Origin of the sequence: Buttiauxella sp. BIGb0552 (assembly GCF_004366275.1) — a bacterium.
GTDB lineage: Bacteria > Pseudomonadota > Gammaproteobacteria > Enterobacterales > Enterobacteriaceae > Buttiauxella > Buttiauxella gaviniae.
Window position 1 is genome coordinate 347,820 of the sequence record NZ_SODY01000001.1, and the last position, 12,161, is coordinate 359,980.

The 12,161-nt window shown below is 51.1% G+C and carries 14 protein-coding genes and 1 pseudogene; 6 read left to right on the plus strand and 9 right to left on the minus strand.

Features of this window, described 5'->3' with window-relative positions; genetic code table 11:
• Positions 1-180: 180 nt before the first annotated feature.
• The 7 genes from EDF88_RS01685 to EDF88_RS01715 form a co-directional block, all read right to left on the minus strand.
• On the minus strand, positions 181-1,245 hold the full coding sequence (locus EDF88_RS01685; protein ID WP_134182455.1) for an alpha/beta fold hydrolase: 1,065 nt from the start codon (positions 1,243-1,245) through the stop codon (positions 181-183).
• Between the two features lie 107 nt (positions 1,246-1,352).
• Entirely contained in the window at positions 1,353-1,937 is a 585-nt protein-coding gene (locus tag EDF88_RS01690; RefSeq protein WP_134182457.1) for a flavodoxin, read from the minus strand.
• Between the two features lie 9 nt (positions 1,938-1,946).
• A complete protein-coding gene (locus tag EDF88_RS01695) occupies positions 1,947-2,708 on the minus strand; it encodes a carboxymuconolactone decarboxylase family protein (RefSeq protein WP_134182459.1) in 762 nt (253 codons plus the stop codon).
• Complete coding sequence (locus tag EDF88_RS01700) at positions 2,686-3,165, minus strand: cupin domain-containing protein (RefSeq protein ID WP_012606389.1); 480 nt, start codon at positions 3,163-3,165, stop codon at positions 2,686-2,688. The genes EDF88_RS01695 and EDF88_RS01700 overlap by 23 nt, the downstream gene beginning before the upstream one ends.
• A 64-nt stretch (positions 3,166-3,229) precedes the next feature.
• The gene (locus tag EDF88_RS01705; protein ID WP_134182461.1) at positions 3,230-4,687 is read right to left on the minus strand and encodes a heavy metal sensor histidine kinase; all 1,458 of its coding nucleotides are present in this window, start codon (positions 4,685-4,687) and stop codon (positions 3,230-3,232) included.
• A gap of 15 nt (positions 4,688-4,702) precedes the next feature.
• Positions 4,703-5,383, minus strand: coding sequence for a heavy metal response regulator transcription factor (locus EDF88_RS01710; RefSeq protein ID WP_012606387.1), 681 nt, complete (start codon positions 5,381-5,383; stop codon positions 4,703-4,705).
• Between the two features lie 14 nt (positions 5,384-5,397).
• Positions 5,398-6,564, minus strand: coding sequence for an aldo/keto reductase (locus EDF88_RS01715; RefSeq protein ID WP_208326116.1), 1,167 nt, complete (start codon positions 6,562-6,564; stop codon positions 5,398-5,400).
• Positions 6,565-6,812: 248 nt separating this feature from the next.
• On the opposite strand from EDF88_RS01715, the gene EDF88_RS01720 reads away from it, so the two are divergent.
• Positions 6,813-7,862, plus strand: a complete 1,050-nt coding sequence (locus EDF88_RS01720; RefSeq protein WP_134182463.1) for an alpha/beta hydrolase — start codon at positions 6,813-6,815, stop codon at positions 7,860-7,862.
• 122 nt (positions 7,863-7,984) lie between these two features.
• On the opposite strand, the gene EDF88_RS01725 is transcribed toward EDF88_RS01720, so the two are convergent.
• The gene (locus EDF88_RS01725; protein WP_134182465.1) at positions 7,985-9,205 is read right to left on the minus strand and encodes a multidrug effflux MFS transporter; all 1,221 of its coding nucleotides are present in this window, start codon (positions 9,203-9,205) and stop codon (positions 7,985-7,987) included.
• Here EDF88_RS01725 and EDF88_RS01730 point away from each other — a divergent pair.
• The 4 genes and pseudogenes from EDF88_RS01730 to EDF88_RS01745 form a co-directional block, all read left to right on the plus strand.
• A pseudogene (locus EDF88_RS01730) lies at positions 9,201-9,527 on the plus strand (antirestriction protein); the annotation flags it as partial. The gene EDF88_RS01725 and the pseudogene EDF88_RS01730 sit on opposite strands and share 5 nt — an antisense overlap.
• Before the next feature lie 11 nt (positions 9,528-9,538).
• On the plus strand, positions 9,539-10,018 hold the full coding sequence (gene radC / locus EDF88_RS01735; protein WP_134182467.1) for a DNA repair protein RadC: 480 nt from the start codon (positions 9,539-9,541) through the stop codon (positions 10,016-10,018).
• Between the two features lie 13 nt (positions 10,019-10,031).
• Positions 10,032-10,367, plus strand: coding sequence for a type IV toxin-antitoxin system YeeU family antitoxin (locus tag EDF88_RS01740; protein ID WP_134182469.1), 336 nt, complete (start codon positions 10,032-10,034; stop codon positions 10,365-10,367).
• Between the two features lie 127 nt (positions 10,368-10,494).
• Complete coding sequence (locus EDF88_RS01745) at positions 10,495-10,758, plus strand: TA system toxin CbtA family protein (protein ID WP_243839566.1); 264 nt, start codon at positions 10,495-10,497, stop codon at positions 10,756-10,758.
• A gap of 261 nt (positions 10,759-11,019) precedes the next feature.
• On the opposite strand, the gene EDF88_RS01750 is transcribed toward EDF88_RS01745, so the two are convergent.
• Positions 11,020-11,421: an SgcJ/EcaC family oxidoreductase gene (locus EDF88_RS01750; RefSeq protein WP_064519173.1), complete on the minus strand. Its 402-nt coding sequence runs from the start codon at positions 11,419-11,421 to the stop codon at positions 11,020-11,022.
• A 143-nt stretch (positions 11,422-11,564) separates the two neighbouring features.
• Between EDF88_RS01750 and EDF88_RS01755 the strand changes: the two genes are divergently transcribed.
• Complete coding sequence (locus EDF88_RS01755) at positions 11,565-11,861, plus strand: putative quinol monooxygenase (RefSeq protein WP_064519167.1); 297 nt, start codon at positions 11,565-11,567, stop codon at positions 11,859-11,861.
• Positions 11,862-12,161: the final 300 nt, after the last annotated feature.

The following is a 12,161-nucleotide window of genomic DNA, read 5'->3' on the forward strand; positions in this document are numbered from 1 at the left end:
CACGATTGATGAATAATAAATGAAACAGCGTACTTGCCAGAAACAGTACACGTATAGCTTGTAGCGGAAGTAACAGCGTCCGCTGTTCGCTCAAAGCAGACCGTCACGTTCCCATTTTTTTTGAAAAAAATTGATGTTTGTATTGAGCCCTCAATAATGAAAGCTCAATACTATTTCGTCCTACTGCAGATTTTTCTCTTTCAAAAACTGACCTACTAAATCAGCAATCTGCACATTATTTAAATCAGAGAACGGGAAGTGAGTATTCCCTTTGATTCCCACTTCTGGCAGATGCGTTACCGTCACATCCCCGCCATGCTTGTTCACCACGTCGCGCCACTCACGAGCCATCGCCAGACGTACCCGCCAGCTGTCCTGCGCGGGCATGGCGACAGGTTTATCCGGTATGTTATCACCGTAAATAATCAGAATCGGGATTTTGGTCAGTGCCATAAATTGCGCCATTGGCACAGGCTCACCCTTCAGCGTGTCGAACGCGCTTGGCATAGGGGCAGGGAGTTCTTTTTCGGGGAAGACAAAGCTGCTGCCAGGCTCGAAGGCGACAATGGCTTTAACCTTGTCGTTTTTCATCGCCGTGTACCAGCCTGGTCCGCCACCCTGAGAGTGGGTGAAGAGGATAGCCGGGCCGGATTTATCCACGACGGCGGACATCGCATCAGAGATGACATTGATATCAAACGGCCCGGTATTCGGGGTCATCTGACGGAAATACTGATTCAGCGCTTCTTTGTCGTGAGAGAACTGAACGCCTTTAAAATACTCTGGCCATACGCCAACGCGGAACTGATTAAACCACATCTGCTCATCGGGTTTTGGCGAAACAGTACCTTCTACAGTCGTGCGCCCGGCGCTTCCTCGACGTGGCTGATCGACAAGATAGGTTGAGAAACCGCGACGCAGGAATATGTTCTGGAAACCTTCGCGACCATCCGGGGTGCTTTCCCAGGTACGGGAGAACTGACCTGCGCCGTGCAGCATGACGATAGGGTATTTATGCGGATTCTCAGGAATTTGGTAGAACACAGATGCATGATCGCCATGGTAGGTTTGGCCAGCTGAGTCCAGCGGCTTTTTCGCGTCAAATGTTCCTGGTGCGGTGATGATAGTGCCACCAGCAGAAAAGCTTCCCTGTTCCTGAATGACCAGCGGCTCGGCATATACCGACTGAGCCACCAGACCACCCGCCATCATGCAAATGGCCAGCGTTTTTAAGATCGTCTTCAAGATTACATCCTCTGTTATGTTTGCTGTTCAATCATATCTGAGTTGTCAGCGTTAATTATTTAGCACCCCTGATTGCCCTTATTTGGCAGACTCATGAATGCGGACGATTAACTGCGTATTGTTTCTAACCAACGGGTGACCGTTTCAGTTGTTCTTCGCTCCTGGTCGCATTCAAGAACCAGCGGTTTTTCCCGGTGCGCAGTTGGCGCGAGACTGGCAAGGATGTCGTCGCTGTCTCCTTTACCGTAGCCACCGTGAGTAATAAAGGGGATGAGTAATTTGCCCGCAAGGTTGTGGCTGCTGAGAAACGTTTGCACTACGGGCGGCACGCTGGTTCCCCAGATGGGAAAGCCTAAATACAGGGTCTCGTAGCGTGAGATATCTGCGACGCTATTTTTCAATGCGGGTTTTACTCCCCGCTCACGCTCATTTTTCGCCTGTTCAACGGTCTGAAAATAGTCTTCTGGATAAGGCGTAGCCGGTTCGATGTCAAACAGATCGGTATTCAGGCTGCGGTGAATGACGCCCGCAATCACCCGTGTATTTCCGCTGCGGGAAAAGTACGCCACCAGAACACGGCTTTTACCCTGCACGTTTGCGGTTCCGGTCGCAGCTGATGCAAAAGAAACGTTCGCCAGCGTCAGCCCGGCAAGTGCGGTGATTAACATTCTGCGTTTGGGATCATGCTCCATAATCCACTCCTAATTGTTTGCGAGCGCCTGCTGCAGCGCCTTTTCAGCTCGCGTTGCTGCATCACTTTCGCCATGTTCACGCAGAACCTGTGCCAGCTGGCGCAGCTGCGACGCCGTCAGGCCGACCCGCATGCTTGCTCGCGTATGCGACAGCAGTTGTGATTCGACGCCCGGCGTGGCTGCTAATGCGCCAACCGTTGCCAGCTCGCGGCTTTGCCAGTCGAGGTTATCACGGGCGAAAATGTCACCGAAAAGGTGCGTTTGCAGGAACTGGTTAATCACCGGGGTAAAATCAAATAGCGGTCCCTGTACGGGAGCGCCTGAGATTTTCGTCTGGTTTGCGGTACCGACACGGCGAAGCTCATCTCCGACAGGGATTGGGGCAACCGGTTCTTTACCCTCAACGTCTTTGATACCACGTTGTTTACGTGCTTCGACGACCTTCATCAGTTCGCTAAGTGCATTCAGGCTACGGGGAAAGCCTGTGTAGGCATAAAGCTGGACGAGAATCTCTTTGGTTTCGTTTATCGTGAGTCCTGCGTCAAGTCCCTGATTCAGGGCGGCATTCAGCTTGTCCATCTGACTGCTGGCCATTGATGCCGCAATCAACGGGATGGCCTGTCGGCTGGCTGACAGGGTATCTGAAACCTTTTTTTCGTGGTTCATTTCTGAGGCTCCTTTATTGACGGGCGCAGCATGTGCCGCGAGACCAAAACCAAAGGTCAGCAGTACCGCTGCCGCTAATGCTTTAATGGGCGTGGTATTGTTCATCTGTCACTTTCTCCATCCAGTTAACGCTTTTGCCATCCACAATCCCGGTTATCGCCAGATGCGTCATTGCGCTGCCGGGTGCCGCTCCGTGCCAGTGTTTGACGCCCGCCGGGCAAGAGACAACGTCACCGGCGCGGATAACCTGCACCGGCTGGCCTTCTTGTTGGGTGAGCCCCACACCAGAGGTCACAATCAGCCGCTGACCTGCCGGATGCGTATGCCAGGCGGAATGAGCACCAGGCTCAAAAGTGACATAAGCCCCGGAAACACTGATGTCGTTATCCGGTTTGAAGAGAGGATCAACCCGGACGCGACCGGTAAAGTTCTCGGCTGGCCCGTACACCGCATTCTGGCTTCCGGCGGGGGCGATATGGACAGCGGGATTTTGCTCCGCTGCCCAGGATGAAAATGTGAAGAGGGGCAGTAACAGCCCGAGGTAACGAAAATGTCCGATCATGCAAAGCGTCCTTATCAATGAAGAGGGGATTGCCTGCGATGATTTTATCGAGGGGGTGATGACGTCAGGCTGACGCCCCCCTGACAATTCTGTCAGTTAACCCTGGTCCCGGCTCAGTGTCGGAGTGAGCATTGCCCTCAGCTTTATCCGCTTGCATCGCAAAGGTGAGACCAAATGTATTGATGCCACCTTCACTTCGCGCAAAGACATCTCCCCGGTGCATAATGGCGACGGCACGCACGATAGACAGGCCCAGCCCATGATGGGTATCACTCCTGGCCCGGGAGGTGTCAACGCGATAGAACCGCTCGAAAAGCCGGTGTAAGTGCTCTGGTGCTATCGGATCGCCCGGGTTTGAAACTTCAACACAGGCTTGATTGTTTCTTTCGCTTAAGCGCACCGTAACCGTGCTGTTGGAGGGTGAGTGTCTTGCGCTATTTTCCAGTAAATTGGCCAGTGAGCGGTGGAAGAGTCGTCGGTCGATGTGCGCGGTAACGTCGCCCTGAACATCCAGAGAGAGCTGTTTTTCAGCAAAAGAGGGTTCCACATACTCCGCTGTTTTCAGGGTTTCTTCCCGCAGGGACATCTGGGTAAGCTGGGACGCATGTTCACCCGCATGGGCATGGGACAGGAACAGCATGTCGTTAACTATCGAGGTCATGCGTTCAAGTTCTTCCAGGTTAGAACCCAGTAACTCTTCCAGTTCATCTTGAGAACGTCGGCGCGAGAGCCCCAGCTGAGTCTGGCCGATCAGATTAGTCAGCGGAGTCCGGAGTTCATGCGCAACATCGGCATTAAAGCTTTCGAGCTGCCTCCAGGCGATTTCCTGACGCTCTAACACGCCGTTAAAGGATGACGCCAGTTGCTGCAACTCTTCGGGCAAATCGCGGATATTCAGGCGCTGACCATGGTCCCCGGGAGCGAGTTGCCGGGCCTGTTTACTGAGCGCCCCAACGGGACGAAGACCGATCCTTGAAACGACGTATCCCAGCAAGGCGACAATCACGACGCCCAGAGCGGTAATGATCAGCAATGTACGCGTGAACGCATCGAGTGTGCCCATGTACGGCGTGGAGTCGATGGCAACCACATAGCGCAGCTCAGGCCTTTCACCGTTGGCGGGGATGGTTTTCACTAACAGAAACAGCGAGCATGCACCTTCTGATGTACCTGGCACTTTATTAAAGCCTTCCTGTAAAGAAGACCACTGAACACCCACTGGTGGTGTTCCCCCTATGCTAAAGCGTGGGTTATCGCTCACTATCCAGTAGCGAACGCGTTCACCTTCAGAATTGGTTAACACAGTGAATTTATTGGCCAGCGTAGACCAGCCGTCAGCCGAGGTTCGGGCGGTGATCCACGGACTCATTAATGATTCCCGGAACAGCAGTTCGTTGTGCATCTGCTTTTGCAAAGAGTCATGTAAGGAGCTTCTTAGCAGGATGCCGATAACGGATACAATCAGCAGCGCGGATAAGGCAAACATCAGCGCCAGATGAACGGAGATGGAACGCTTAGGCATGCTTATCCCCTTCATTTATTCGGACCGTACTTCGAGGACATAACCCATGCCACGAACGGTATGCAGTAGTTTGATATCGAACGGGGCATCCACTTTGGCTCGAAGTCGTTTAATGGCCACCTCAACCACGTTGGCATCGCTGTCAAAATTCATGTCCCATATCTGCTCAGCAATCATCATCTTTGACAGGATCTCTCCCTGATGCCGGGCCAGAAGGCTTAACAGGGAAAACTCTTTTGCGGTCAGTTCCAGTCTCGTTCCGGCGCGAAATACGCGGCGAGCCAGTAAGTCGAGATGCAGATCGTGAATTTGCAGTTGGGTGATGTCTGCGCCATCCGTAGCACGGCGGCGCACCAGTGCCTGAATACGCGCCACCAGTTCAATAAGCGAAAAGGGCTTGGGCAGATAATCATCCGCGCCAAGACGTAGCCCTTTAACACGCTCGTCGACCGAGCCGCGAGCCGAGAGCATCAGTACCGGCGTCTGTTTAGCTGCTCGCACACCCTCAAGTACCCGGTAGCCATCCATCCCCGGTAGCATTACATCCAGTATTATCGCGTCGTAGTCGAACTCCAACGCGTAATGAAGACCTTCAGCACCATCTGCAGAGACATCTACCGTAAATCCGGACTCACTCAACGCACGGTTGAGATACGTTGACGTTTTTTCTTCATCTTCGACTAACAACAGGCGCATAACGGGACTTCCTTTTAACTTTTCATCGGTGCTTCAACATCGGAATAAACCTGCACGGCATCCGGCAGACGTTGACCCTGGATAGTGATGGCATCCAGTGAGCGGGTGAGCTCGGTCATCTCAGCGGAAGTCAGCGATACGCCGGTAGCCGCTGTGTTTTGCAGCATATGGTCTTTATTGGTGGTGCCAGGGATGGGAACAATCCAGGGTTTACGCGCCAGGAGCCATGCCAGCGCAATCTGTCCCGGTGCGGCATTTTTTCTTATCGCCCAGGTTTTCAGCAGCTCAACGAGTTGTAAGTTGTGCGGGAGATTGTCGGGTGAAAATCGCGTTTCTATAGCACGTATATCACCGGCAGCGAACCGGGTATTCTCATCAATCCAGCCCGTTAAAAACTGTACGCCGAGTGGACTCCATGGCACAAAGCCAATGCCCAGCTCTTCACACACCGGAAGTACCTGCTTTTCAGGGCCGCGCCAGAGCGTGGAATATTCACTTTGTACGGCGGTAACGGGTAAGGCCGCATGGGCGCGTCTCAACGTGTTGATGCCCATTTCAGACAGGCCCCAGTGCAGGACTTTCCCTTGATCCATTAAATCTTTCACCACACCGGCGACATCTTCGATTGGGATCTGCGGATCAACCCGGTGTTGATACAGTAAGTCGATGCGATCGGTGCGCAGGCGTTTGAGCATGTTTTCGACGACCTGTCTGATATGCTCTGGTCTGCTGTTAAGACCCAGCAGTCGCTTACCTGTATGCTGGTCAATGTTCCAGCCAAACTTAGTGGCAATAACGATTTTGTCCCTGAATGGGGCGACGCTTTCCCCGAGAATTTTTTCGACTTCAAAGGGGCCGTAGGCTTCAGCTGCGTCGAAAAACGTCACCCCTTCATCAAATGCCCGGTGGATAACATTGATCATCTCGGGACGCCAGGGAACAGACGTGTCGTATTTACGACTCATGTTCTGCACGCCCAGACCGATAGCTGAGACTTCCAGCTTCCCGAGTTTACGCTTGCCCGGAGCAGCAGGGCGCTGGCTGGTTTGTCTGGATGAATCGACCTGAGAGGATGGGCTCGCCGCCGAGACGTGGGGGATCAGCGAGGCGGCGGCAATACCCGCCCCGGCGACTAATAGCTTGCGTCGCGCTGGCATTGTTGGGTCATTCTGGCTTTTCATTGCTCGCTCCTTTTCTCAGAAAATTGAATATGAATCACATTAAATGAGACCATTCTGCCTCCTGATTGCCAACATAAAGCTGACAGTTACCTGACAGCGTTGTCAGAAACACTAACCATCCCAGTCCCTTTCCTGACAAAAATGTTATTTCCCTGTCACGATGCTGACAGCCCTCTCCGCCTAATCTGAGCCTGCAAATTTGATTCCGCGAGCCTTCATAAACAGGCTGGCACTCATCGGGAGAGATCATGAAATTCACGCTTATCAGTGCAATGCTACTCACGGCAATGGCTGGAGTGACCTCAGTCAATGCGGCTGATTACAAAAAAAATCCATTCACACTGGCCTATGACGGTGCCATCACCGAGAACGTCATAGGCAAGGTCAACATTCACCCAGTGAAATACGATCTGCATGGCGTCCAGATTGCTGCGAATGTCTATACCCCTGCTAACTATGATCCCGCCAAAAAATACCCTGCCGTGGTGGTTGCACATCCTAATGGTGGCGTAAAAGAGCAGGTCGCCGGGTTGTATGCGCAGCGCCTTGCCGAGCATGGGTACATCACGATTACCGCCGATGCAGCTTATCAAGGCGCTAGCGGTGGTATGCCTCGCAACGTGGATAAACCGGCTAACCGTATAGAGGATGTCCACGGCATGGCGGACTACATCAGCCAGTATCCGGGGGTTGATACTTCCCGCCTCGGTCTGCTGGGCATTTGCGGTGGCGGCGGTTATTCACTCGTTGCGGCCGAAACTGACAAGCGGTTCAAATCGATAGCAACCATCAGCATGTTTAATTCAGGCCTTGTGCGCCGCAATGGTATGCAGGATTCACAGCTGGATACTATCCAGCAGCGTCTTCAGCAGGCTTCTGACGCACGTGCTCAGGAAGCCACCGGAGGAGAAGTGCTTTACTCCGGCGATGCCAACCTGACTGATGAACAGATTGCTAAATTACCTTTTGCCTTGTATCGACAGGGCTACGAGTACTACTGGAAAACCCACGCGCACCTGAACTCCACGTTCAAATACACCACCAGCAGTCTGCTGGATTTGATGAGCTTTGACGTAACGGACCATATCAATCTCATCAATAAACCGCTGCTGATGATTGCCGGTACAAAAGCGGATACGCTCTATATGACTGAAGATGCGTTCGCGAAAGCCACCGGTACGAAGGACAAAGAACTGTTTCTGATCGAGGGCGCTACCCATATCGAGACGTATTGGGTACCTAAATACGTAGACCAGGCAATGCAAAAGCTGGATGTCTTCTTCGATAAGAATATTTAATCCGCATCTGTCGATACCCCGGTGGGTATCGACTTATCCAGAATTTATCGTTCAGATTAACGGAGTCGGGATGAAAGATAATTACGCCTGGTTAATAGCCACTATGAATGAAATTCATAAAATCATTCGGGCAGGGGATAGTTGTTTGTTACCTGAGCAGTCAATGCCATCAAGGCGCTGGCTGCCGTAAACACCGCAATTATCCAGCCCATCGTCCATGGTGTGCCATCACTGAATAGGGCGAGAAGCAGTGAAGAGATGATGCCACTACCGTATTGTAACGCGCCCATTAGCGCCGACGCCGAGCCTGCAACATTAGGAACGGCGTCAAGTGCGCAAGCCGTGGATGTCGCAGCGATGATGCCATTCATAGAGAAGAACACGAACACAGCGCCGACAATCACGGTAATTCCACCGACACCCAGGCCGGTCGTGACCGCCAGCACTATTGCCGCAATAGTGGCGATGAATACAGCATTCCTGAGTAACGCTTCCAGTGGATAGCGGTGAACCAGGCGTCTGTTGACCATGCTCACTGCCATTAATCCCACAATGTTTACTGCAAACAGCCAACCGTAGTGCTGCGGATCTACGCCGAAGTACGTGATGTACACAAACGGAGAGCCCGTGATAAAGGCATAGGCTGCAACGTAATAGAACGTCAGGCATAGCGTAAAACGCATGTATTTGGCATTGGTTAGCAAAGCATAGTAGTTGTGAAAGGCTCTGGTCACGGAGGCTTGCGAGCGTTTTTCAGGAGGTAATGTCTCCGCTAACCAGAATAAAGACATCAGCATTAATGTTCCGATAATCGCCAGCAGCCAGAAAATGGCGTGCCACGAGGTGACTTTAATCATCTGCCCGCCGATCAGGGGCCCGGCAATCGGCGCGATGGCCATGATTATCATCAGTGTCGAAAGCATTTGTGCTGCACGAGTGCGGCTAAACAGGTCACGGATCATTGCTCGAGCCAACATCGGCCCGGTACAGGCACCTAACGCCTGAAAAACACGCCAGAAGATAATTTGCACGATATCTGTTGATAATGCGCAGCCCACCGAGCCGATGATGAACAGGCCTAAACCGATGAATAATGGAAGTCGACGCCCATAACGATCGCTAATCGGTCCCCAAATCAGTTGTGCAATGCAAAAGCCGATAAGGAATCCTGTGATTGTCAGCTCTGCATCACCCTTTAAATCTTTCGCCATGACCGGCATAGCAGGAAGATAGATGTCGGTTGATAAAGAGGTAACAGCCATCAGGGCGCTGAGAATGAGTAGAAACGAGAGACCCGTTTTGTTAGCTGTAGCCGACTGTGTACGTGCCTGTTGATTAAGCATGGTGACCCGTATCTTTGGCTGGATGGACCGCTTCTGTGAAGACTACAGCTGCGGTATCTGGCAGTTTTACACCCTCAGTAACGGTGGCGCTTTTATGGCACCCGAAGCTGATAGTGATGAAAAATGGATGCTGTTCAACAACATGAATGGCAACAGTACGGAAATGAGCGCTGAGGCGGCAGGCATTGCGGTGTGTCTGATTGAATACAGCCACCATGCCTGTCGCACGGAGTGCGATGCCATGACAGAGCATTACTACCGACTGAGGGATTACGCCCTTAGCCATCCCGAATCCCACGCCATTCTCGCCATCATCGATTAAGGAGTTTTGCTATGGAGAAACAACTGACTTTGTTTACGCCGGAACTACCTTTACTGGCACAGCGCAGCATTAAACGTGCCCTGAATCTGCTAGACCATCACCTGCGCGAACCAGGCGTTGCATTCACCTCCACACAGGCCGCTCGCGACTGGCTCAGGCTGAAGATGGGAACCCTTGAGCGCGAGGAATTTATCGTGCTGTACCTTAATAACCAGAACCAGTTGCTTGCCCACGAAACGCTCTTCACCGGCACCCTCAGTCACACTGAAGTCCATCCCCGTGAGGTGGTAAAACGCGCCCTGTACTTTAACGCGGCGGCAGTGATATTCGCCCATAACCACCCATCCGGGGAGGTGAATCCAAGTCAGGCAGACAAGGCCATTACCCAACGACTGGTACAGGCGCTGATGCTGGTGGAAATCCGGGTACCTGACCACCTGATTGTCGGTTGCAGGCAGATATTCTCCTTTGCGGAACATGGTCTTCTTTAACAGGAATAAAATTATGAACAACGACTCAACGCAAACTTGGGGTCTTAGACGAGATATCACTCCGTGTTTCGGAGCCCGACTGGTGCAGGAAGGTCATCGCCTGCATTTTCTGGCTGACCGGGCAGGATTCACGGGCTCATTCAGTGAGGTGCAGACCCTACAGCTGGATGAAGCCTTCCCGCATTTTGTCGCAGATCTGGAGTTGATGCTGCTCTCTGACGAGCTGAATCCCCTGTACGCGCACTGCGTCACGCTCTACCGTAACGGGTTGACCTGTGAAGCCGATACGCTGGGCAGTTATGGGTATGTGTATATAGCAATTTATCCCACAAATCAGGTTAAAGACTGATCCTCAGCATCATCTCAGCTTTGTAAGCCATCAAATCTTCCGTTCCTATATTTAAGAGACTCAACATATGCAAATATCAACTGTACCGGCCACGGTGCCGGTTTCGTCACCCCTGTCGCCCGTCTAGGTGTGGCAACAACTGTTAACGTATCTGCTGGAGCAGCATTACGGCCTGACACTTAACGACACGCCATTCCATGAGGACGCGGTCATTCAGGAACATATCGAGGCGGGAACAACATTGGCTGACTCGGTGAATTTCCTGGTGAAACGCTATAAACTGATACGTTCAGATCGTAAGGGTTTTACGTGGCAGGAACAAACACCATACCTTACAACTATCGGTATCATGAGAGCCAGGCGCGCGCTCGGTATACTTAATCGTAACTAGTCAGGTGCAACGGCATCGCTACTTTTGCGTATGCATTTTATTATCATCTTGCTATCTGCTGATTTATCAATATTAGAAATTGGTCGAATTTAAAGCATCCATGCTTTGGGGGTATGGTTGGGGGTATAAAACAACTTATAAATTAGAAATACTTTTATTTTCATATTGTTGTGTTAGTCGTTCTATTCCCGCTGACGCTCCAAATAAATCTTCTTATTCAACCAATTTGGTGGGATAAAAACACCCCCTCTTTAATCATATTCAGGCGTCGCTATCCAGAAGAGAAGTGCCGTAAGAATTATCAATGGTGCATAGCCAGCGCCCGTCGGGTTCCTGGCGAAAAACGTAGGTTGCACGTCGCGTTGTTTCAACACTGTCGCCTTGCTCATCAAGGAAATGAAGCAACGTTTCCATAATAACCAGAGCATTTCCCGCACCTTCAATAACCTGCATTTCTCCCTGTTCAACTACCAGTTCGCCCTGGAAATAATCAGCTATAGCGATAAACGCTTTACGGATGTTGTTTTTGCCTTTAACAACCATACCTGGCTTTACCACAAGGGCTGCATCTTCCGCATAATGTTGCATAAGAGAATCGAAGTCTTTTGCGGAAATTGCGCTATCGCATGACTCAATGACCTGCCGGATGGGATGTGGACACATATATTATTCTCCATCATGGTGATAATGATAAAAGGCATAATTAACCCTGAAAAACACATGCATTAATAACTACTTGTCGAGGTTTTTGTTAGCATAAAGCCCAGGAGTATTTATGAACAGTTCAACTTTCCCGGTGGGTATAAATGTTAAAAGTGATTGCCGAAGATTTTATAAAACCAGAGGCTATAGAAATAGTGCTGCCACTTTATCTCGCGCTAGTTGAAGCCACAAAAAAGGAGCCGCTGTGTATTGCCTATGACTTATATATTGATGAGAAAGATCCTGGGCATTTTATCTTTATAGAGGAGTGGCCTGACCGCTCGGCTCTGGATGCACACTGCGCCAGCGAACATTTCAAACGTCTTGTGCCCCAGATTAATCAATACACTCGAAAAGAAGCGACTTTTATCCTGATGAACTCGGTTGGTTTCCTCAACTGAAAGCCAGCAGGCTTTCAGTTCGCCGCCCGATAACTGTGCGTTATTTACTCATGGGCGTGCTAGGATGAACCCCCTTCATTGAAAGGCAAATCGCATTATAGCTCCAGGCTTACTCGCAATGCTTTTCACAGGCATATGAAAACTCACGCAAGAAAAACGAACAAAATTTAACCTATACTTTATAGAAGACTCTTGCAGCTGTTAAATCCCTGATGCCTGACACCCCATCCTGAGAGAACGTTTCTGATCTGATTGAACAACTGCTCCTGTGCGTTCACATCGCCTGATGAGCAAATTCAT